General features: G+C 53.8%; 19 protein-coding genes. 7 read left to right on the top strand and 12 right to left on the bottom strand.

The annotated features are described in order from the left end of the window. Positions 1-69 precede the first annotated feature (69 nt). On the bottom strand, positions 70-2697 hold the full coding sequence (locus WCY31_RS08850) for a hypothetical protein (RefSeq protein ID WP_345972098.1): 2628 nt from the start codon (positions 2695-2697) through the stop codon (positions 70-72). Positions 2698-3032: 335 nt separating this feature from the next. Between WCY31_RS08850 and WCY31_RS08845 the strand changes: the two genes are divergently transcribed. After that, positions 3033-3335 (top strand): hypothetical protein, encoded by a 303-nt coding sequence (locus WCY31_RS08845; RefSeq protein ID WP_345972097.1) that lies wholly within the window; start codon positions 3033-3035, stop codon positions 3333-3335. 48 nt (positions 3336-3383) lie between these two features. On the opposite strand, the gene WCY31_RS08840 is transcribed toward WCY31_RS08845, so the two are convergent. Together WCY31_RS08840 and WCY31_RS08835 are read right to left on the bottom strand one after the other, a co-directional pair. Beyond that, positions 3384-6821, bottom strand: a complete 3438-nt coding sequence (locus tag WCY31_RS08840; RefSeq protein WP_345972096.1) for an HD domain-containing protein — start codon at positions 6819-6821, stop codon at positions 3384-3386. 240 nt (positions 6822-7061) lie between these two features. Then, positions 7062-7916 (bottom strand): DUF808 domain-containing protein, encoded by an 855-nt coding sequence (locus WCY31_RS08835; RefSeq protein ID WP_345972095.1) that lies wholly within the window; start codon positions 7914-7916, stop codon positions 7062-7064. 56 nt (positions 7917-7972) lie between these two features. Between WCY31_RS08835 and WCY31_RS08830 the strand changes: the two genes are divergently transcribed. The 6 genes from WCY31_RS08830 to WCY31_RS08805 are packed head-to-tail and all read left to right on the top strand — an operon-like array spanning position 7973 to position 13036. After that, positions 7973-9064: an anhydro-N-acetylmuramic acid kinase gene (locus WCY31_RS08830; RefSeq protein WP_345972094.1), complete on the top strand. Its 1092-nt coding sequence runs from the start codon at positions 7973-7975 to the stop codon at positions 9062-9064. Continuing rightward, entirely contained in the window at positions 9057-10028 is a 972-nt protein-coding gene (locus WCY31_RS08825; RefSeq protein WP_345972093.1) for an aminoglycoside phosphotransferase family protein, read from the top strand. The genes WCY31_RS08830 and WCY31_RS08825 overlap by 8 nt, the downstream gene beginning before the upstream one ends. A 45-nt stretch (positions 10029-10073) precedes the next feature. Then, the gene (gene murU / locus WCY31_RS08820) at positions 10074-10739 is read left to right on the top strand and encodes an N-acetylmuramate alpha-1-phosphate uridylyltransferase MurU (RefSeq protein ID WP_345972092.1); all 666 of its coding nucleotides are present in this window, start codon (positions 10074-10076) and stop codon (positions 10737-10739) included. Continuing rightward, positions 10739-11299 (top strand): hypothetical protein, encoded by a 561-nt coding sequence (locus WCY31_RS08815; protein WP_345972091.1) that lies wholly within the window; start codon positions 10739-10741, stop codon positions 11297-11299. Before murU ends, WCY31_RS08815 begins: the two co-directional genes overlap by 1 nt. Next, positions 11296-12738 (top strand): DASS family sodium-coupled anion symporter, encoded by a 1443-nt coding sequence (locus WCY31_RS08810; protein WP_345972090.1) that lies wholly within the window; start codon positions 11296-11298, stop codon positions 12736-12738. Before WCY31_RS08815 ends, WCY31_RS08810 begins: the two co-directional genes overlap by 4 nt. A gap of 13 nt (positions 12739-12751) precedes the next feature. Beyond that, complete coding sequence (locus WCY31_RS08805; protein WP_231018556.1) at positions 12752-13036, top strand: hypothetical protein; 285 nt, start codon at positions 12752-12754, stop codon at positions 13034-13036. A gap of 330 nt (positions 13037-13366) precedes the next feature. On the opposite strand, the gene WCY31_RS08800 is transcribed toward WCY31_RS08805, so the two are convergent. The 9 genes from WCY31_RS08800 to sufB are packed head-to-tail and all read right to left on the bottom strand — an operon-like array spanning position 13367 to position 21052. Then, entirely contained in the window at positions 13367-13978 is a 612-nt protein-coding gene (locus tag WCY31_RS08800) for a fumarylacetoacetate hydrolase family protein (protein WP_345972089.1), read from the bottom strand. Further along, positions 13975-14832, bottom strand: a complete 858-nt coding sequence (locus tag WCY31_RS08795) for a D-hexose-6-phosphate mutarotase (protein WP_345972088.1) — start codon at positions 14830-14832, stop codon at positions 13975-13977. Before WCY31_RS08795 ends, WCY31_RS08800 begins: the two co-directional genes overlap by 4 nt. Continuing rightward, positions 14825-16099 (bottom strand): sugar MFS transporter, encoded by a 1275-nt coding sequence (locus WCY31_RS08790; protein WP_345972087.1) that lies wholly within the window; start codon positions 16097-16099, stop codon positions 14825-14827. Before WCY31_RS08790 ends, WCY31_RS08795 begins: the two co-directional genes overlap by 8 nt. Beyond that, positions 16092-16925, bottom strand: coding sequence for an HAD-IIB family hydrolase (locus tag WCY31_RS08785; RefSeq protein WP_345972086.1), 834 nt, complete (start codon positions 16923-16925; stop codon positions 16092-16094). The genes WCY31_RS08790 and WCY31_RS08785 overlap by 8 nt, the downstream gene beginning before the upstream one ends. A gap of 37 nt (positions 16926-16962) precedes the next feature. Next, positions 16963-17292 (bottom strand): iron-sulfur cluster assembly protein, encoded by a 330-nt coding sequence (locus WCY31_RS08780; protein ID WP_345972085.1) that lies wholly within the window; start codon positions 17290-17292, stop codon positions 16963-16965. 1 nt (position 17293) lies between these two features. After that, positions 17294-17710 carry a SufE family protein gene (locus WCY31_RS08775; RefSeq protein ID WP_345972084.1) on the bottom strand — a complete coding sequence of 139 codons (417 nt, stop codon included), beginning with the start codon at positions 17708-17710 and terminating at the stop codon, positions 17294-17296. Then, positions 17707-18879 carry a SufD family Fe-S cluster assembly protein gene (locus tag WCY31_RS08770; RefSeq protein ID WP_345972083.1) on the bottom strand — a complete coding sequence of 391 codons (1173 nt, stop codon included), beginning with the start codon at positions 18877-18879 and terminating at the stop codon, positions 17707-17709. Before WCY31_RS08770 ends, WCY31_RS08775 begins: the two co-directional genes overlap by 4 nt. Next, complete coding sequence (sufC, locus tag WCY31_RS08765) at positions 18876-19622, bottom strand: Fe-S cluster assembly ATPase SufC (RefSeq protein ID WP_345972082.1); 747 nt, start codon at positions 19620-19622, stop codon at positions 18876-18878. The genes WCY31_RS08770 and sufC overlap by 4 nt, the downstream gene beginning before the upstream one ends. Continuing rightward, on the bottom strand, positions 19619-21052 hold the full coding sequence (gene sufB, locus WCY31_RS08760; RefSeq protein ID WP_345972081.1) for a Fe-S cluster assembly protein SufB: 1434 nt from the start codon (positions 21050-21052) through the stop codon (positions 19619-19621). The genes sufC and sufB overlap by 4 nt, the downstream gene beginning before the upstream one ends. Between the last annotated feature and the right edge of the window lie 191 nt (positions 21053-21243).

Genomic DNA, 21243 nt, shown 5'->3' with positions numbered 1-21243 from the left:
TTTGCAACTCATCCTCAGGGTTGACGGGACGAGTTGAAAGTTTTCTTCATAGTAGACTGTTACTTCCGCTCAATACTGCTTGGCGAACACAACGCGGTAGCCCATTGATGGTTTCCAGCTCCAGTTGCGATTGGACAGATTATTGACGGCATCCATTTCCGCGGCACCGGTTGATAGACCGAAGCCCATGCCGTAGGTTCGGCTTGCGGCACCGGTATAGTCCTTGCCGTCCCATACGACCACGACCAATGCGCCGACCTCGTCTTCGTCATTGTGTTTACAGCTTGGGGTGCCGTTGTGTTCGGCGGCATATTTCTGGCGAGCCACTCTGTCGGTCTTGAGTGGCGTAGAGTGCTGATCATAGGCGTAGTAGTAGCCAAGGTCTGTCATGTTATTGCTGGCATTGCGGCTCACAGCGACACAGATCGCAGCACCTCCGGGAGCATCTCTGGAAGGTTTCGCTTCAGGGGCCGACTCTGCGGACGGTGTTGCAGCGGTCGCGTTTGGAGCCGTGCCCGTAGTCGTTTGCTTTAGCTGTGCGGTTTTGATCTTTGACTGAGCGATAGCGTCTTGGAAACTGAGACGATTCGATCTCAAGCCACCAAGGTAGACCTTTGAATCCGCGGTAGTGTCGAGCGAGTACGACGGCATCGTGACCGGGGCGATGGTCACCGCGCTCGGTGCACTCACGGCCGGTTTATGGTTGGCAAAATAAGCGGCATTGCGTGCCTTGACATCCGCGATTTGGGCCTTGACGGCGCGGCGACTCTCGAGTATGCTGCGCGTCATCGAACGGCGTTCCGCCTGTTTTGCCGCCAGATCGGCATTCAGTGAGGCATGAAGCTTGTCCATAAACTGTGCCATTGCAGCCTGTTTCTTGGCCTCTTCCAGCCGGTTGGCCCAATAGTAGATCTCTTTTTTGCGTTCAACGGCTTGATCGTAGTAGGTGTCGTCCAACTGTTTCATAGAGGCCCTAAGATCTGCTTTGAAGCTCGTGAGCGCCGTTACCAGTTGGGTCATACGTTGAGGATCCGGTTGGCATACGCTATTGTTGACATCCTTGTAGCGGTTGAGGACATTGAGACGTTGGTCGATGTCCGTTCTCATACTGACCAGATCGTCCCAGACGAACTCCTCGAAATCGGTGACCGGCGTGTGCTTGGGGTTTCTGTCGATATTTGAGATGGCCTTGCCCATGTCAGCCCAATCCATCTTGTAGTAGTGCTCATATTTCGCGAGACGCTCCTCGATATCCGGGTCGAAGTGCAGGGCTTTTTCGGCGTTGCTGACCGCCGTGGCCATCTTGTCGCAGACTTGACGGTCCTGGTTTTGGTTGGCAAAGGCGATTATTTTTTCCGAAAAGGGATCGTCACCCGTCTCTAGGGCAGCAAGTGTAGTGTCGGGATCAACAGTTGTGTTCACCATAAAGGCATCGATGTTCCAGCGGTAGAAGTTTTGTTTTGGGAACTGGCCGCCGGTCAGCAGGTAGCTGCTGCGGCGATTGATGTCCGACCACACGTTAACGACAAACTGGTTGGCGGAGATCTGCGTCATTACGGTCAGTGGGAACACCGGCGATGCGGGGTCACACTGGCCTGTGAGTACTACCATGCCATCCGTTTTTCCCATGCACTGACGGTTGACGGAGAGCTTGCCGTTCATGACGATCTCTTTCAATGAAGGCAGTGTCAGCACCGGCGGTTTTTGGTACGGCTGCAGGTAGGTTTTCCCGGTCATCGGGCTGGAGACGAACGCCGACTGGCCGTGTGAAATCCAGGCATGATCATACTTGTGAATCTTGGATTTATTGAAGTTGTCCCTCAGCGAGGTTGGGCTAAACGGCTTCAGGAGCAGGTTGTCAGGATTGATTTTTTTTTGCCGGAGCAGGTCGCCCAGCGAGTAGGTACGTGTGAACAGCGCACGGTCAGTGCTGGGAAAATTGGCAGCGACCTGCTCTGGATGCGGCAGCACGAATTCGTACTGGGGCAGACCGGAGACCTCGGTGTAGACCGGTTTTTGGTCATGGCTAGCCGGTCTTAGCTGGATTTTGCGGGAAGTTTGTTCGCTATTGGTAACGTAATGCCATACGTAGTTGCCACTGTTGAATTGATACCAATATTCCCAATAGCGGTTGATCTTGTACGGCATTCTAAGTACCTTGCCGTCCGTGTCCCGAACCTCGGGAATACCCTCGACAAACTCTACAATGGTGTCGCGGCTGCAAAACAGGCACTGCTTGAAGCTGTTCCAAGCAAACGATCCGTAGTAGGACTCCGCGACGCCGTCAATATCTACGAATACCTGGCGCCCGATGTAGGGAAGTGGATTATTCCCATTATTTCTCGCGCGCATCATGTACCCGCTGAACTGTGATACGTTTCGTGTGGCTTTGTGGTAGTTGATGCCGGACCAGCCCATTGCAGGCAATTCATAGGGGTACCCGGGTTTGGTCAGCAGGATATCGTAGTCGCCCTTTCGGGCAACCAGCAGCAGGCCGTTACCGGCGCTCTTGTATTGCGAAAGATCGACATCCCCGAGTGGCCGGTACATCGGGTCCAGGTCGCCGGCTGTTTTTGGCGGTGCGGATTTTTGGGTGGGCTTGGCCCCGGCAGAAGCGGATGGGGATGGGCCAGTGGCACAGGAAGTCAGGGAGACGGCGACAAGTGCCGCGAGCGCGTATCGAATCTGAATGAGCATGATTTATTGATTGAAAGTGCAACTCTGATGTGTTGCGTAATGAATAAATGGAGCCTCTATTCTAATGGCCATAGCGAAACCTTTTTTGTTTAATAGCACTGACTATTTTTTCCGGATACCTTAGCAGTGAATGATCATGTTTGTTATTAAACAAAAAAAATATATTAATATTTTAGCTTTTTCCTAATTCTGTTTGTCCGCAAGGGTCACTGCCGTTGTACTAAACGCTCCCAGGCTATCATAATTGCCACCGGCGGCATCCCGGCGACGAGGCCACTTGCGAGTTCGGGCAGGAGGGAAGGGAGGAAAGCCAGGCCGTACTGCTCTTCGCGCTCGTGCTGACCGTGATGGCCGTCGTGAGCTATTACTGGCAGCGTGCGACGGACCTGCCGTTGGTCAGTTTCGCGCTGGGGGTGATGAGCTTTGCCTATGCCGGCTTGCTGGGCGTCTACGCCTCGGCGCTCTTTACAAAACGCGGAAGCGCACGGGCCGTGCCGTGGGCCCTGGGCGGCGGTTTCGTCACGGTCCTTCTCTTGCAGCCTTACTGTTTCGGCGGGGCATTCTCCCTGGCCGATCAGCTCGTCGGAGGGACGGCGGTGGCATTTGTGATTATGCAGTTTGGAAGCAAGGGAGAGTAACGTTCAACTCAACCAATAGTTCACTGTTTAGTTCGAGGTTTTGTTATGTTATTTTTCCATTACAGATCCATCTGTAAACTTAAAAGTATACTTATCATACTCTTGCCAAAAAGAGTCAGATAATTTAGCAACCAATACTTTTCTTTCACACTTACCAGGAATAATCACAATATTTTCTTTTTTCATTCCTGTAACAAGTAAGCTCCATCCTTGATTCACACCTTTATAGTAAGATGGATCATCATATTTAATTTTTTCTAATTCGATTTTTTCTTCTGCTGTTAATTCTTTAGGTGCAATAAAAACAACTAGTACGTACTTGTCCATATTTTCATTTTCATAGTCTCTTTCATTCATTTCACTGAGCCAAAAGTTTGCTCGTTTTTTCTCGAAGTTGTATACCTGGCTTTTCTTTTTTCCGTATATGTCATTTTCTTCTGAATATAGACCAAGTTTTTCATTTATCAATAAAGGGTTCTGAGTGAAAAAAGCTGTTATTCCATTACTGTAGGCATGCAAAACTTTAACTTTTTTATTTATATGTGATTTGAAAAATTCCTGCAATTCAACTTGATTCATTAAAGAATATAGTGATGGCGATATAAAAGGGTATAAATTAGAGACTATATCGTACTCAGCAATAGACCCCTTCCATTTATCTGTAAATATCACTATGTCACTATCAGAATTTGAACGTCCCTTTGGTAGTAACTCAGTAAACAATAATTCATCAAACTTCAAGAACATGGTATTTTCATCAACTTCAATTTCACTCGCAGAAATACATTTAGTCAAAATTAGCTTTTTTGTCAAAATATCAAGATTAGAGAAATCAACATCTTTAAATGTGATTTCTTTTTTTGACAAAAATTCTCGAATTGATATTTCTTGATCGATACTATTTGTTAAACCTTCCCAAATTATATTTCCATATTCAGTTAGAGATAACTCATTGATAAAATATATATCAGCAAAATTTATTTTATTAAATACATATTCCCAAGTCAATTTTAAAGCATCATCTTTTATGAGATGAACTTCGATATGTTTTTTTGTAATGTCTAGAACTTCTCTAACGAATAACTTAGCCACTTCTTTAGCTATAAGTTCACATTCAACTGGATAATTTACTAGCTGTGTTCTGTCGACAGATAGTTGTGGTCTTGTTTCACCTGTAAAACTCATAACACCTATATATATAAGTGCATTTGAATAGTCATTGTCAAGGCCTAAAAGATTGCTATTATTAACGAGAATTCCATCAATACACAACCCATTTATTCCAATCGTTGGAATTGTATATAAGTGGTCTAATTCCATGAAACTGAAATTATTTTTGGGCAAAGTCAGTATCGTTTTGTATTCTAAAGACTTGTAAGAAACTGATATGATATATGTCTCGATATATTCTTTTGTTTCGCTATATTTTACTTTGAAAGGATGTATACGTCTGTAGTTATTCAAGTAATGGATGAATTCTAAATCATCATCGTTGATATCTAATCTTTTATTGTCCAAATCAAGCACCATAGGTTTAGACCATATTGGAATTAGCTGGTTGTCAGATAAAGTAACACTTACTTCAATATCATCTGGTATTATTTGAACAAACCCATTAACTATATTATATAAATGATGTTCCCAATTTTTATAATATGGTGCATACTTTTCAAAATTATCTGCAAACCTAAGTGGTTTAGAGAATAGCAACAATCCTAATTTATTGATTTCGCTATTGACTAATGTGCTTTTTGTTTCATCATTTAATAATACTTTTATCCAGGTTCCAGTAGAAGGAATTTTTTCTTTTTCAAGTTCTGTTGTACTTTTATAGTAAAAATTTTCATGAGGTCCATTTATTGTGCAGGAAACATAATCATTATCTCTCATTTTAGAAGTGATTTCTATTTTCTCCCCAATCATAAAGCAAGAGAGAATACCTATGCCAAATTGAGAAGTAGGTGTAAAGGTTCCTCCCCATTGTGCTTGTTGTCTATAAAAGTCTGATGATTTATAATAAGAATTACCTATTTTAAGTAAATATCTTTCAATAATATATTTCGACATGCCTATACCATTATCTAGGCAAGATAAATAAATTTCATCTCCATCTTGGATCAGGGAAAATTCGATTGATCTTTTTGATGTGATACTTGACACCATATTTTCTGACAATGCACAACGACAAGCATCCAGCGAGTTTTGATAGAGCTCTCTTAAGCAAGCAAACTTATCTTTATAGAGCCCAACCCCCATCAGTAGCTCGATTATTTTATTTTGATTCAATGAAAAACTTAACCCTAATTGGGGAAGAAATTTTTCTGTATCATTTGTTATGTTTTTTATATTGACTTTGTCTTTTAGATTTTCTATATACGTTTTTTCCCATTGTCTCTGGAAAATAAAAAAGTTTTGTATTTCATTTTCGATCCATTTTATATATTGGTGCAATTTAAAATAGGTTTCCGGTGTTTCACAATATGCTCTAAAGATTATCTCACCATTCTCAATAGTATAATTGACACCACTATTTTTTACTGCCCATTCTTGAAAACTATATTCTGATTTGAACAAGCGAGAGGATCGTAAGTCGAACGGTGCTCGATCAAAACTAAAGTGAATAATGTCTCCCAATCTAAGCAAAATTGCAACAAGTTGCAAATTAGTACTTTCTGAGCCATAATATTGTGCATTAGTATCAAATGGATTAATGAAGTTGGCATCTTCACCATGAGACCTACAAATTAATGCCAAGTCTTTAGCAAGCTTTTTCCCCCAAGCAGGCTGTTCAAATGCACTACTGATTGATGATTCTAGATGTTTGATATAAGTTTCTATTCGGATGTGATGGGTAGCTCTAATGTAGTCAATTCGAATAAATTCATTTAGGCTGTCAAAATCCTTTTGATTTTTTATCTTTTTAATTTTATCTGCAAACCCATTTCTAAAATTTTGGTATTCAATAAGTAATTTAGCTAAGTATTCAATTAGTATATTTTCTTGTTTTGGACTAAACAACCAACCTGCTACATCACCTTCAAACTTTGGATAGAGAAGCTCTTTTTTTTCTTTTATCAACGCAATTGCGGATGACAGCTTCAATGGTGTCTTTAAGTCATGTCTAATAGATTGCTCAAACGAAATAAATTTATCAGTTCCTTCTGTAAGCTTTAACGTGTTTATTTCCCAATCTGAAGGTGCCATAGCTGCATCATGAAAATATGATGATAAATAAAGGAAAAACAGCTCATAAGAAGATAATTCTTTAATCTTCTCAACTCCCAATAACTGCTCTATATTGAAAATGACTTTTTCACTATGATTTTCATCATGAATATCAAATTCAGGAAGTATATTGGTGATTCGTTTTAGATGAGCTCTGGCTTTTTTCTCTAATTCATCTGCAAGATTGTAAAGCTTTAATTCAATTTTTACATTATCAGATGGATTCTCACTTCGTCGTTTTAGCTCTTTGATAATTGTCATTTTTCTTCTTTATCTTGATATGTATTTTTTGTTTTCTAGCAGTTACATAACTATTCATTGATACCAAAACTATGTTCTTTTGTCGGAATCTCAAAAGATATTCAGACATCAAAAGTGTCCTGCTATCAAAAAATGATTTTTAAAACTCAACAAAATGACATAATTTCACATATTCTACAGAGGAATACTTAAGGTTTTTGCTAATTATATGGTGGAATCATTTGGATGGCGATCCGAGAATCAGTTCCGCTGCGTCAGCCGTTCCCAGAGAAGGACAAGCGCCACGAGCAGCATACCAGCGGCAAGACCGCTTACGAGTTCGGGCAGGACGAAGGGCATAAAAGCGAGAGCGTGGTGCAGCCACTCTAAGTGGTGGACGAAGATGCCGCCGCCCACCAGCAGCATGGCCACGGTGCCTATGTAGCCCAGCGCCTTGATGAGTTTTGGCATGGCTTGCACGAGCAGCAGGCCGGAGCGTTTCAGCACCGCGGCTTTTGTCCCCGTGCTTGTCTGACTGAAACCGACCAGCGCGAAGCCCATGTCGTCCATGCGCACCATCAGTGCGACGATGCCGTAAACCCCCACGGTCGCGAGCAGCGCGATCAGGGTGACGACGAGGATCTGGGTCGTCAGCGCCTCCCCGGCGACAACGCCCAGGGCGATGACGATGATCTCGATGGAGAGGATGAAGTCCGTCCGGATGGCCGATTTGATCTTGACGGCCTCGTCGACGGCGCCTTTCTGCTCTTCACCATGGTGACCCGGCCGGAGGTATTCCAGTACTTTTTCCGCCCCCTCGTAGCTGAGGTAGGCCGCCCCGAGCATCAGGATGGGCACGATGGCCCAGGGGGCGAAGGCGCTGAGCAGAAAGGCTATGGGGAGGATGATCGCCTTGTTGCGGAAAGAGCCCTTTGTAATGGCCCAGAGCACCGGCAGCTCGCGCGCGCTGGCGTGGCCGGAGGCCTGTTCGGCGTTGACGGCGAGATCGTCGCCCAGGACGCCGCCCACTTTTTTGGCCGCGACCTTGCTCATGACAGCCGTGTCGTCGAGCAGCGCCGCGATATCATCGAGAATGGCGAAAAAGCCTCCTGTCATAGGACTCTCCTGCGGAAGTTGAAGATGCATATAGTACCATATCGGTAGGAATGAAAATGAGCTTTGATTCGAAACAGTGTTATATTGGTGTCATGTCGGGAACGAGCCTGGACGGGGTGGACGTCGTGCTCTGTCCCGTGGACGGGGAGGGCATCGAGCTGGCGGCGTCGCTTGCCTACCCTTTTGACGCGCAGCTGCGTGCCGACCTGCTCCGCGTTATCGGCGGCAGCACGACGCTGGAGGAGATAGGGGAACTCGATCACCGGCTGGGCTTGCTCTTTGCCGAGGCCGTAGAAGCGCTCATCCGCGAGCACCATCTCGACACGGGCCGGATCGAGGCGATAGGGTTGCACGGCCAGACGCTCTGGCACCGTCCCTCCGGCCCCAATCCCTTTACAATGCAGCTGGGGGACCCCAACATTGTCTGCGCCCGGACCGGCATAAAGACCGTCGCGGATTTCCGCCGGAAGGATATGGCCTTCGGGGGGCAGGGCGCGCCCTTCGCCCCGGCGTTTCACCGCTTCCTTTTCGAGAAGCTCGAAGGGCGCACCCTCGTCGTCAATATCGGCGGGATGGCCAACATCACCGTCATCGGCAGCGAACTGCTGGGGTACGATACGGGGCCGGGCAACGTGCTGATGGACGGCTGGTGCGCGGAGAAGTTCGGCTGCTCCTATGATGAGAACGGAACCATCGCGCAGCGGGGGGAAGTAGACGAAGACGTGCTCGGCGCGATGCTCTCCGACCCCTATTTTTCGCGCCCGGCACCCAAAAGCACGGGGCGGGAGCAGTTCAACGCCGCCTGGGCGGAGCGCTTTGTCAAAGAGGGGATGCGCAGCGACGCCTTCCTGGCGACCTTGACGGAGCTGACGGCCCGCAGCATCGCGCAGGAGGCCGCGAAATACGCCCCGTCGAGGGTTCTGCTCTGCGGCGGCGGGGCGGAGAACGTCTACCTGCGGGGGCGGATCGCCTCGCAGCTGGCGGGCGTCGAAGTTGTCCGCACGGACGAATACGGCATCCCCGGCGAGTGGATGGAGGCGATGGCCTTCGCCTGGCTGGCTTTTAAGCGCATGAACGAGGAGACCGTCGAGCTCTCCAGCGTGACGGGCGCGTCGCAAAATACGATCCTCGGGGGGATATATGCATAAAGTAAAAGCGTGGCTGGCAAAGACGCCCTACCGCGACTGGGAGGTGGAGGTCGCCAGTGCCGACGCCAGTTTCCGGCGCTATTTCCGGCTGCGCCGGGGGAGGGAGAAGCTCATCGTCATGGACGCTTCGCTGGAAAAGGAGTCGCTTGACCCTTTCCTCGACGTCACGGGAAGGCTGCTCGGTGTCGATGTCAAAGCGCCGCAGGTGTACCTGGAGGACAGGGACGAAGGGTTCCTCGTCCTGGAGGATTTCGGTTCGCGCTCCCTGCTCAATGTCCTGAACGAGGCGAATTTCGACTCCTACTACGGCAGCGCCATCGACGAGATCGTCAAGATGCAGGCGGCGGATGCGGAGGGGCTGCCGCTCTACGACAAGGCCTTTTTGCACTTTGAGATGGACCTGATGAAGACCTGGTTCCTGGAGAAGTACCTCGGGATGACTCTGAGCGAAGAGGAGGAGCGGATGCTCGCCGAGGTGCTGGATACGATCTCGGAGACGGTGCTGTCGCAGCCGCAGGGCGTCTTTGTCCACCGCGATTTCCATTCGCGCAACATCATGGTGACGCCCTCGGACGAGACGGGGGTCATCGACTACCAGGACGCCATGAAGGGGGCGGTAACCTACGACCTCGTCTCCCTGCTCAAGGACCTCTACATCCGTTTCGAGCCGGAAGAGATGGCGGTGCTGGCGCTGCGCTTCCGGGACAGGGCGGGGATCGTCGCCGACGACGCGACGTTCCTGAAGTGGTTCGACTTCATGGGGCTGCAGCGCCACATCAAGGTGCTGGGCATCTTCGCGCGCCTCTGGCTGCGCGACGGCAAACCGGGCTACCTCGGCGACCTGCCGCTGACGTTGCGCTACACCATCGAGGCGGCGAACCGCTACGAAGAGACAAAGCCGCTCGCCGCGCTGCTTGAGCGGGTGACACTGCCGCCGCTGCCGTCGGATAGCGAAGGAAAATGAGAAAAATTCAACAGGGGCTTTTCGGCCCGACAAAGAGGAGATGATTTGGATACAGCGATGATTTTGGCGGCAGGAAAGGGCGAGCGGATGCGCCCGCTTACGAACACGATTCCGAAGCCCCTGCTTGAAGTCCGGGGTAAACCGCTCATTGTGCATCACATCGAACGCCTCGCGGCGGCGGGGTTCAAACGGATCGTGATCAACATCGCCTACCTGGGCTATATGATCCCCGAAGCGCTGGGCGACGGGTCAAAGTGGGGGGTGGAGATTTTCTACTCAGACGAGCAGCACGAGGAGCCTCTGGGCGTGATCGGGGGCATCGTCAAGGCGCTGGGGATGCTGGGGGACGAGACGTTTCTCATCATCAGCGGCGACGTCTGGACGGACTTCCCCTTCGATACTGAGTTCGAACTGCCCGCATCGCTGGGGCACCTGATCCTCGTGCCCAACCCCGAGCACAACCCCGAAGGCGACTTCGCCATCGAGGAGGGGCGCGCCGCCTGCGACGAAGATGAAGAGAACTACACCTTTTCGGGCATCGGCTACTATGCACCGAAATTCTTTTGGGGACTGACGTACGGCAACAAGCCCCTGAAGATTACCTACTGTACGAAGATGGCCGGGAACCTCGTCTCGGCGGAACTCTACGAGGGAGAGTGGCGCGACATCGGGACGCCGGAGCGGCTTCAATTGTTGAATGAGGAAAACTGATGCCGTGGGGACAGGAAAGTATTTTTGATTCCCTCCTTATCGTTATGGCAATAATTGGGTTGTTTTTAGGAACGGAAAAATGGTGTAAGTATGGATTTCATCTTAAAGCGCTTTCTTTCATTACCGCTGGAGTATTGATAGCTGCTTTAATGGTAGGCGGGCCTATTTACATGAACCAAACGATTCGAAATTTGACCTCTCTACTTAATGATGACAAGGGTATTGAAAAAAAGCTCCTTTCCAGATTAGAGCATAAAGATTGCGATTTTGTGATGATGGCTCAAAAAGTAATTTCGGAAAGAGCATTTATGAAAAATGGGGTTTTGAGAACATATGAAAATTGTGAAGGGGAAGAGGTAGTATTTACACCTACCCAGGAGGATATCGACACTTTCAAGGAATGGGTGATAACAGAAGCTTGCATGGATGCTATGACAAGAGGGACGAAACGAAATACCGTAGCATGGATTTTTATCGTTGTTTTTTCTGTATTGCTTGGATTGGCAAGGTGTTTTAGAAAAAGGCATGAGAAACAAGTTGTAGAAGAGAAGCTAACATGATCGATACGCGGCAAGGCATTCGGAAGTTCGCCAACCTGGGGGGCGTTGAGAACCGGGCAGACCGCCTTATCCGCTTTGCCGTCTCGCTGATCGTGGCGCTTCTGGCGGCCTACCTCCCCGAGTACGAAGGATTGGGCAGCGAAGGGCGGGCGACCTTCTTCATTCTCATCTTCGCCGCCGGGCTCTGGCTGACGGAGGCTATTCCCGCCTTTGCCGTCTCCTTCCTCATCATCGCGCTTGAGATCGTCATGCTCGGCCTCATCCCCGGCGAGGAGTGGGAAGCGTTCCTCTCCCCCTGGGCCAGTCCGCTCGTTTTCCTCTTTCTGGCCGGGTTCATTATGGCCAGCGCGGCGTCGAAGACCCGCCTGGACATCTGGATCGCCAAGCGGGTCCTTTTCCTCGTAGGCAACCGCCCCGAGCACATTATGAGCGGGATGATCCTGGTGACATTCACGATGTCGATGTTCATCTCCAATACGGCGACGGCCGCGCTGATCGTCTCGATCCTCTTCCCCATGCTCGCCACGATGCGGCCGGACAATCCCTATAGAAAGGGGCTGATGCTCGCTGTCACGATGGCCGCCAATATCGGGGGGATGGGGACCATCATCGGGACGCCGCCCAACGCCATCGCCGTGGGGCTGCTGGGTGCGGAGGCCCCCAGCTTTGTCGGCTGGATGATGCTGGCGCTGCCGCCGGCGCTGCTGCTGGTCATCGCATTGCGATTTTTGCTGCTGAAGCGCTACCCCTCCAACGAACCGCTGATCGACCTCGGCCCGCTGCACGGGGTCGACCACACCGACGACACCAGCCTTGTGCACGCGACGGTGCCGAGCGTGCCCAGCTGGAAAAAGAGCGCCGTCGTCCTCACCTTTTCGGTCACTGTCCTGCTCTGGCTGACGGGGCCGCTGCACCACATCCCGACGACAGTAGTCTCCTTCCTTCCCATCGTCATCTTCACGATGCTGGGCATCCTGGAAGCGGAGGATATCCGGGCGCTGCATTGGGACGTCATCATCCTGATCATCGGGGGGCTCTCCCTGGGAAGCGCTGTGAGCAGCAGCGGGCTGGACGACTGGATCGCGACGCTTTTTGCCGAGCAGACGCTGCCGCTGCTCCTGCTTGTTCCGATCTTCGCCTACCTCGTCGTGCTGCTGTCTAATTTTATGAGCAATACGGCCGCGGCGAACATTCTGCTGCCGCTGGTGGCGGCCGTCGCCGTCGTCGTGGGCAACAGCAGCCCGGTGCTCGCCGTCGTCACCGTCGCGCTCAGCGCCTCGCTGGCGATGGCCCTGCCGGTCTCGACCCCGCCCAACGCCATTGTCTTTGCGTCAGGGGCGCTGAAAAGCCGGGATTTCTGGATGATGGGGATCGTCTCCGGGGTGCTTGGGCCCCTCGTTATCCTGGGGTGGATCTACCTGGTGTCTACGTTTTTTTAACCTGGAGTGGTTGATGGAAGTTATTATCTTTATGCTCGTGTCAATTGCCCTCTGGGGTGTTGTGACACTTATTCTTAAAAAGGTGTTTAGGTACAAACATGAGTATTTTTTTGACCTCAAGGGAATCATCTATCTCACTCTCATGTTTGTTTGTATTGGTTCATATGGAGTGATTTTCAAAGGCGGTTCACTGATAGAAGATCTCCACATGACGCGAACCCCTGAGTTACAACTGGCAGCGCTTGGGATTGCGTTGATGTATATTTATACTTTCTTTAAATATGGACCTCGGTGGTGATGCGGCACTGACATACCTGAAATTTGTATCAATTTTGGGTGTGGAATTGTTTACAGTATATTGTGATCATGTGTAATCAGAATTACTAATAAAGGAGAGAAAAAGAGTAGATGATTATATTTCTGTATATCACAATAATCATATTGCTATATACTGCTTATAACGCAGGGCATCCCATATGGGCTGCTATTAATCTTTTTTTTGCATTCGCATTCATTCTCGTAATCATCGCTGATCATAGACATAAAAAAAGTATCATCAATGAAGAAGTTGACGAAAGTGCAACAGAATAACCTCTTCCTACATACTTAGTTGGAAGTGGTCTTTCTTCTAGCCCTGAACAACCCACGTTTGCTCGATAAGCAGGGTTTCATCCGAGTAGACCCGACCGACGAAGGTCTGCCCGGCCTCGTAGGTGCTGACCCCTTTTGGGGTCCCGCTCATGATGATGTCGCCGTCTTCCAATGTCATAAACGATTTGATCTCTTCGAGCATGACTGAGGGTTTGTACATCATAAGGCCGTAGCCGGCGTATTGCTGGAGTTTGCCGTCGACGTGCAGGGTCATCCGAAGTGACTCCATTGATTCGCGAAAAGGGACAAAGTCGCTCAGAACGGCTGAGCCGTCGAACCCCTTCGCCCTTTCCCAGGGCAGGCCCTTCTCTTTCAAACGGTTCTGAATAGAAGCCTTGGTGAGGTCGAGACCGAAGCCTATTCCTGCGATCTCCCCCTTTTCAATGAGAAAACAGATCTCCCCTTCGAAGCGGCAGGTCGGCTCGATGTAGCGGAGGGTGTCGGTGATGGCGGAGTTGGGTTTGTTGAAGACGACCATCTGCTCGGGGATCTCGTTGCCGAGCTCCTCGATGTGTTCGACATAGTTGCGGCCGATGCAGACGACCTTGGACGGCGAGACCTCGCGGCCGTCGAAAATGACCTGCTTCACTTGATGCTCTGCGTGATCGTATGGGAATCGCCCGGGGCGACGGTGACGGAGTTGGAGAGGGCGTTGGCCGTTTCGATGCAGACCATCGTGTTGTAGCCGTCGTCGGCAAAATCCTCCATGCGCGCCGCTTTGTCGATCCAGGGGTTCCAGACGACGGTGGAGCTGCTGCCGCTTTTGCCGACGATGACGGTGCGTCCCAGCCGTTCGTCCAGCAGGATCACCGTGTCTTCGGTGTCGAGGTAGACGCGGTCGGTCTCCCGGGTGATACCGATGGGGGCGCCGGAGGATTTTTTGGCAAACCCGTCCAGGGCGTCGGCGTAGGTGACCCCCTCCAGCCCGACGATGCTGACGGCGGCGATATTGCCGAGGCTGAAGTAGGTGTGCAGCGCCTCGGTGATCTCGAAGGGTTCCTTGCCCAGGTTCTTTGTCGTAAGGGCGAGTTCAAGCTGCTCGCCGATGGTGATGCGCAATGTGAGTTCGAAGAGGTAGGGAAACCAGCGGCGCTCGTGCTGTTCGAGCATCGTGTCGTCGAGCTTTAGGGTGACGACGGTCGCGGTGTCATCCGCCTCCTCGACGCTCTCGAGGCGCCACAGTACGGCGCGGGCGAAACCGTGCTGGGGCCGCTCGGGGATGTCGGGGTCCGAGCCGAACCAGGGCCAGCAGACGGGGACGCCGCCGCGGATGGCCCGTCCCGGCTCGAAACGGGCCGTCGGGCTCAGCCAGAGCAGTTCGGGCTGGCCGTGGCGGGCGTATTCGAAAAGATGCGCCCCCTGCAGGGCGATCTTGGCCGTGGCTTCGGTGTTGATGATCTCGAGGATTTCCAGGCCGTTTTCCGAGGTGACAAGCTTATGCATGGTTTCTCCTTATGCTGTGGCCGGTAAGGGCGTAGTAGAAGATGAAGGCGTAACAGACGAAGCCCAGGGCGTAGCCGTGGCGCAGGGTGCCGCCCATCTCCCCGATCTGGCCGAAGAGCAGCGGCAGCAGCGCGCCGCCGGCGATGCCCATGATGAGCAGGGCGCTCCCCTTGGCCGTGAGGGGGCCGAGGTCCTTGAGCGCCAGGGGCCAGACGGCGGGCCAGACAAGGGCGTTGGCGAGCCCCAGCAGGGCGACGAAGGTGAGGCTGTCGGGCAGGGTGGCGATGCCGCTCCAGCCCCAGAGGATCGACGCGACCGTGTGGCTCTGTTCGCTGCTCCAGAGGATCCCGGCCGTAAAGACCAGACCGGCCAGGGCCGTGTAGCGCAGCGCCTTCTCCTGGGAGATGAACCTGGGGATCGTCGTGACGCCGATGAGGTATCCCGCCACCATAAAGACCATCGTATAGGCGGTGAGCGCCGTCGCGTTTTCAATGCCGAGCGATTGGCCGTAGAGGCCGATGGTGTCCCCCGCGATGACCTCGATGCCGACGTAGAAGAAGAGGGTGACGGCCCCGAGCAGGAGGTGCGGATGGCGCCAGACGGAGTCGCCCGGGGCGGCGGGAACGGCTTCGAAGGGGAGTTTCGGCAGGGGTGCGAGACGGACGAAGACCGCCAGCAGCGCGAGGGCGGAGGCCATGGAGAGGTAGGGGCTGACGAGTTTCTGCGCCAGGGCCGCTTTCATCTCCGGCGTCGCATCGGCGGAGACGGGGGCGGTGAAGTCGGCGAAAATGAGGGCGGTAAAGAGCAGCGGGGCGAGGACGCCGGCGCCCTTGTTGATGAGCCCCATGATGCTGATGCGCGCCGCCGCGCTCTCGTGGGGGCCGATGTGGACGATGTAGGGATTCGATGCCGTCTGCAGCAGGGTGAGGCCCGCCCCCAGGGTAAAGAGGCCGCCGAGGAAGAGGCGGTAGTCCGCACTCTGGGCCGCGGGAATGAAGAGCAGGGCCCCGGCGGCCATGATGCCGAGCCCCAGGGCCATCCCCTGTTTGTAGCCGGTGTAGCGCAGCACCGTCGCCATCGGCAGGGCCATCACCGTATAGGCGATGTAAAAGGCGAAGGTGACCAGGAGCGCTTCAAAGGCGGTAAGGTCGCAGATGATCTTGAGAAAAGGGATGAGCGAGCCGTTGAGCCAGGTGACGAATCCGAAGATGAAGAAGAGCAGGCCGAGGATGCTCATGGGCAGGAGGGCGGAGGTTTTGTCAGGCATGGGTGGCCTCCTGCAGGTAGCGTGCGACGGCATCTTCGTCGTTGGTGTGGGGCAGCACGATGTCCGCGGCGGCCTTTACCTCGTCGAGGGCGTTCTGCACGGCGCAGGCGGTCCCGGCGAGTTCGAACATCCCCAGGTCGTTGAGGCTGTCGCCGAAGACGGTGAAGTCGGCGGTGTCGTGCTCCATGTACTCGGCGACCTTCGCCATGGCGTGGGCCTTGTCGCCGAGGGGGTGCAAAATGGTGAGGTAGTAGCCCCCAGTATACTTCTCCGGGGAGAGCTTGAACTCCAGCGCATCGCCGAAGAGCGCCTTGAAGTGCTCCGTGAGCGGCCGCAGGCGCGCCTCTTCGGCCATGTAGACGATCTTGAGGGTCTCCTCCATCGCCTCCATGCGCCCCAGCCGCTCCAGGCGGGGATCGCTTTTGTAGTTCTCCAGCACCTGCCGCTGCATCGGCGTGACCTTTTCGGGGTAGCGGAACGCTTCGTTGAGGTCGCGGTCGGTGAGGCCGATGACGAAGGGCTCTATGTTGTCAAAGCGGCGTCCCGCCTCGATCAGTTCGTCCCCGATCTCTTTGGCGACGGTTTTGATGTCGATGAGGGTCTTGTCCGGGAGGACGACCATGGAGCCGTCGAGCAGGATCATCGGCGCGTCGAGATGCAGGGCGCTGAGGAAATCGTGCGACTTGGAAAAACTGCGTGCCGTGGCGACGGTCAGGGGCGTGTGGCGGGCGATGCGGTTCCAGACGTCGCGGGAGAAGGGGCTGACACTCTGGTCGGAGCGCAGAAAGGTGTGGTCAAGATCGGTCAGAAATACGGGACTGTTCATAAGGCATAGTGTAGCACTTGTGCGCTTGGAAACGGACTTACAGCATCCCCAGCTGCAGCCGCGCCTCCTCGCTCATCTTCTCCATCGTCCAGGGGGGATCGAAGACGAGGTTGGCTTCGACGACGAGGTCGGGTTCGTCGTCGATGAGGTAGCCGATGTTGCGCACCTGGTCGATCAGGCTCTCGGAGACGGGGCAGGTGGCGGAGGTGAGGGTCATCGTCACGACGCACCTGGTCGCCCCGCCGCTCTCCTTGGCGCAGTCGATACCGTAGATAAGCCCGAGGTCGTAGATGTTAACGGGGATCTCCGGGTCATAGATGCCGCGCAGCTTGTCGGTGATCTTCTCTTTGAGGGCGTCGAAGTTCATCTCACTCCCCTTTGCAGGCCTTGGCGTACCCGTAAATGACGTTCAGGAAGGCTTCGAGCCCCTGCTGGCGGACGGGGCTGAGCAGCTCCATAATCCCCATCTCTTTGAGTTTGTTCGGATCGAAGGCGAGGATCTCGTCGGGGGTCCTATTGTGGAAGATGCCGAGCAGCATCACGAGCATCCCTTTTGCGATGATGGAGTCCCCTTCGGCCTCGAGGAGGATCTTTCCCTTGTCATAAGCTTTGTGCAGCCACGCCAGGGAGGAGCATCCTTTGATGATGTTCTCGTCGGTTTTGTATTGCGGTTCAAGTGTCCCCGCCTCCTTGCCGAAATCGAGGATGTACTCCATCTTCGCGTCTTTGTCGGGGAGGAGGGCAAGGTCCTCTTTGTAGAGCTGAACCTGTTCATCCATCGTCATGGTATCTCCTTTGCGGCGGGTGCCGTAAAATAGGCCGACCGGAAATCGGCGCGGATGCGTTCGGCATAGGCGTTGTCGCCGACGCTGCCGATGAGGGCGTCGGCGAAGGCGAGGACGAGCATGCTGCGCGCCTCCTTCTCCGCGATCCCCCGTGAACGCAGGTAGAAGAGGGCGTCTTCATCGAGCTGGCCAATTGTCGCTCCGTGGGAGGCTTCGAGTTCGTCGGTATAGATCTCCAGCTGCGGCTTGGCGTACATATAGGCCTGCGGGGAGAGCAGCACGGCTTTGGTGTTCTGCCGCGCGTCGGCGTAGCGCGCCTTGGCGTCGACGCGGATGAGGCCGTCGAAGATCCCGGTGGCCGCGCCGCGCAGGACGCTGCGCGCCTCCTGGACGCAGGTGGCGTGGGGGGCGTGATGGATGATATGCACGACGTTGCCCCGGCGCGCCGTGCCTGACGCCATCAGCAGGTGGCCGGCGTCGCAGCGGGCATGGCTCTCCAGGTCGATCTTGTAGAGGTGCAGGGCCTGGGCGCTGCCGAAGTCGAAGGTCTTCAGCTCCAGTCGGCCGTTTGCGCCGACATGGAAGCGGTGGGTGCCGATAAGCGCCGTCTCCTCCGCCGTGCCGCTCTCGTCCCGGATCCACCGCAGGGCGGTACCGTCGCCGATCTTGGCGTCGATACCGTAGAGCACGAGGCTCTCCGCGCTTCCTTCCCCCTCGAAGGTCTCGAAGATCTCCGCATGTTTCTCCGGCGCGACGGTGAGAGAGAGGCGGTAGGGCAGCAGGGTCCGGGCGTCACTGACGATATGCCGGAGCTCAAAACTTGCTTCCTCGGCGATCTCGAGCGCGATGACGGCGGGCGCCAGCAGGTGCGAGAGAAAATAGAGCGCGTCGTAGTGGTCCGGATCGGCCGGGAAAGGGGAACGGTAGGAGATCGAACAGCCCGCCGGGAGTTCGGTGACGGTCCCGTTTTCGATAACGAGGCGTTCGCCGGTTTTCGGTGTGTGCACTGCCGCCGTCTTGAGGGTGTAGTCCCGTGCGAACAGGGGTTTGATCGCGAAATGGCGGTACTGCTCTGTTTTGTTGCCGGGAAGCCCGAGGGTAGTGAGCCGTTCGAACAGCGGTTCCTGGGCCTGTTCCCGGACGAGGTCAAGGGTCAGCGCGCCCATCATGCATCCTCCGCGATCGCCCCGTAGCCCTCGGACTCGAGGCGTTTGACCAGTTCCGGGCCGCCCGTTTTGACGATTTTTCCGTCCTGGAGGACATGGATATAGTCGGGGTCGATGTAGTCGAGGATGCGGCTGTAGTGGGTGATGACGAGGAAGGTGCGCTCCCCGTTCTTCATCCGGTTGATCCCCTCGGAGACGGCTTTCAGCGCATCGATGTCGAGGCCGGAGTCGATCTCGTCGAGGAGGATGACGTCGGGTTGCAGGATCTCCATCTGCAGGATCTCGTTGCGTTTTTTCTCGCCGCCGGAGAAGCCTTCGTTGAGGTTGCGCGAGATCATGTCGGGTTTCATCCCCAGCTGTTCGACGTGGCTGCGCATCAGCCGCAGAAACTGCGCCGCGTTCGTTTCGGGTTTACCCTCATGGCGCTCCTTGGCGTTGAGGGCGGTACGCAGGAAATAGGCGTTGTTGACGCCGGGCACCTCGACGGGATTCTGGAAACTGAGGAAGATCCCTGCCAGTGCCCGCTCCTCCGGTTCCAGTTCAAGGACATTCTGTCCGTCGTAAATGATTTCTCCCTCCGTGACGTCGACGTCGTAATGGCCGACGACGGCTTTGGAGAGGGTCGATTTTCCCGCACCGTTGGGGCCCATGATGGCATGGACTTTGCCTTTTTCCAGGGTCAGGCTGAGACCTTTGAGAATGGTGTTGCCGCCGATGGCGGCATGCAGGTTCTTTATCTCCATCATCCGACACTTCCTTCCAGGGTGAGATTGAGCAGCTCTTTGGCTTCGACGGCGAACTCCATGGGGAGCTGAGCGAAGACCTCTTTGCAGAAGCCGTGGACGATCATGGAGACGGCATCCTCTTCGCCGATACCCCGCGAGCGGAGGTAGAAGAGCTGCTCGTCGCTGATCTTGCTCGTCGTCGCTTCGTGCTCGATCTGTGCCGAGGCCTCCTGCGACTCGAGGTAGGGGAAGGTGTGAGCCCCGCACTCCCCGCCGATAAGGAGGCTGTCGCACTGGCTGAAGTTGCGCGCCCCCGCTGCGTTAGGCCCCACTTTGACCAGACCGCGGTAGCTGTTCTGGCCGTGCATGGCGGAGATCCCCTTGGAGACGATGGTCGAACGGGTGTTTTTCCCGATGTGGATCATCTTCGTGCCGGTGTCCGCCTGCTGGGCCCGGCTCGTGACGGCGACCGAGTAGAACTCGCCGACGCTGTTGTCGCCCTTGAGAATGCAGCTGGGGTATTTCCAGGTGATCGAGGAGCCCGTCTCGACCTGGGTCCAGGAGATCTTGGAATTTTCCCCTTCGCAGATGCCGCGCTTGGTGACGAAGTTGTAGATCCCCCCTTCGCCCTTGCTGTCGCCGGGGTACCAGTTCTGGATGGTGGAGTACTTTATTTCCGCGTCCTTTTTCGCGATCAATTCGACGACGGCGGCGTGGAGCTGGTTCTCGTCGCGCTGCGGGGCGGAACACCCCTCGTTGTAGGAGACGTAGCTGCCTTCGTCGGCGATGATGAGCGTGCGCTCGAACTGACCGGTGTTCTGGGCATTGATGCGGAAATAGGTGGAGAGCTCCATGGGGCAGCGGACCCCTTTGGGAACGTAGACGAAGGTGCCGTCGGTGAAGACGGCGGCGTTGAGGGCGGCATAGTAGTTGTCCGTCATCGGGACGACGGAGAACATATACTCTCTCACGAGCTCGGCGTGGTCGCGCATCGCCTCGGAGATGGAGCAGAAGATGATCCCGAGCTCCTGGAGGGTGTCGGCGTAGGTCGTTTTGACCGAGACGGAGTCGAAGACCGCGTCGACGGCGATGCCCTGGAGCATCTTCTGCTCGTCCAGGGGGATGCCGAGTTTGTCGTAGGCTTCCAGGATCTTCGGGTCGACCTCGTCGAGGCTGTTTGGGGCTTTTTTGGGGGCGGCAAAGTAGGAGATGGCCTGGTAGTCGATGGAGGTGTAGTGCAGATGGGCCCAGTGGGGCTCCTCCATCCCTTCCCACTTGTGCAGGGCCTTGATGCGCAGTTCGGTCATCCACCCGGGCTCATGCTTTTTGGCGGAGATGAAGCGGATAATGTCTTCGTTCAGTCCCGGGGGAACGGTGTCTTCTTCGATATCGACGGTAAAGCCGAGTTCATAATCTTTTGCAAGAATTTTGTCTACTTCAGTCTGTGCCATGGCGGCTCCTTTTAAGGGCATCACCAAAGTCCCTGTGTGGAGCTCAGAGAGCATTTGAAGCATGAGATTTTTTTTGTTTTCATTGAAGGCCTAGCCAAAAGCTAAGTCAAGATGAAAACGGAAGAAAGATCGTGCTTCAAACGCTCTCCCGCAGGGCATAACAGTGAAAAGCCATACTCAGCGTTGCCACT

It is taken from the genome of Sulfurimonas sp. HSL3-1 (genome assembly GCF_039645995.1).
Classification (GTDB): domain Bacteria; phylum Campylobacterota; class Campylobacteria; order Campylobacterales; family Sulfurimonadaceae; genus Thiomicrolovo; species Thiomicrolovo diazotrophicus.
This window is presented reverse-complemented; position numbering and strand designations above follow the sequence as displayed.

Coding starts and splice junctions, on each gene's coding strand:
- WCY31_RS08850 (WP_345972098.1), bottom strand. CDS start 2,697: ATGCTCATTCAGATTCGATACGCGCTCGCGGCACTTGTCGCCGTCTCC.
- WCY31_RS08840 (WP_345972096.1), bottom strand. CDS start 6,821: ATGACAATTATCAAAGAGCTAAAACGACGAAGTGAGAATCCATCTGAT.
- WCY31_RS08835 (WP_345972095.1), bottom strand. CDS start 7,916: ATGACAGGAGGCTTTTTCGCCATTCTCGATGATATCGCGGCGCTGCTC.
- WCY31_RS08830 (WP_345972094.1), top strand. CDS start 7,973: ATGAGCTTTGATTCGAAACAGTGTTATATTGGTGTCATGTCGGGAACG.
- WCY31_RS08825 (WP_345972093.1), top strand. CDS start 9,057: ATGCATAAAGTAAAAGCGTGGCTGGCAAAGACGCCCTACCGCGACTGG.
- WCY31_RS08815 (WP_345972091.1), top strand. CDS start 10,739: ATGCCGTGGGGACAGGAAAGTATTTTTGATTCCCTCCTTATCGTTATG.
- WCY31_RS08810 (WP_345972090.1), top strand. CDS start 11,296: ATGATCGATACGCGGCAAGGCATTCGGAAGTTCGCCAACCTGGGGGGC.
- WCY31_RS08805 (WP_231018556.1), top strand. CDS start 12,752: ATGGAAGTTATTATCTTTATGCTCGTGTCAATTGCCCTCTGGGGTGTT.
- WCY31_RS08795 (WP_345972088.1), bottom strand. CDS start 14,832: ATGCATAAGCTTGTCACCTCGGAAAACGGCCTGGAAATCCTCGAGATC.
- WCY31_RS08790 (WP_345972087.1), bottom strand. CDS start 16,099: ATGCCTGACAAAACCTCCGCCCTCCTGCCCATGAGCATCCTCGGCCTG.
- WCY31_RS08785 (WP_345972086.1), bottom strand. CDS start 16,925: ATGAACAGTCCCGTATTTCTGACCGATCTTGACCACACCTTTCTGCGC.
- WCY31_RS08780 (WP_345972085.1), bottom strand. CDS start 17,292: ATGAACTTCGACGCCCTCAAAGAGAAGATCACCGACAAGCTGCGCGGC.
- WCY31_RS08775 (WP_345972084.1), bottom strand. CDS start 17,710: ATGACGATGGATGAACAGGTTCAGCTCTACAAAGAGGACCTTGCCCTC.
- WCY31_RS08770 (WP_345972083.1), bottom strand. CDS start 18,879: ATGATGGGCGCGCTGACCCTTGACCTCGTCCGGGAACAGGCCCAGGAA.
- sufC (WP_345972082.1), bottom strand. CDS start 19,622: ATGATGGAGATAAAGAACCTGCATGCCGCCATCGGCGGCAACACCATT.
- sufB (WP_345972081.1), bottom strand. CDS start 21,052: ATGGCACAGACTGAAGTAGACAAAATTCTTGCAAAAGATTATGAACTC.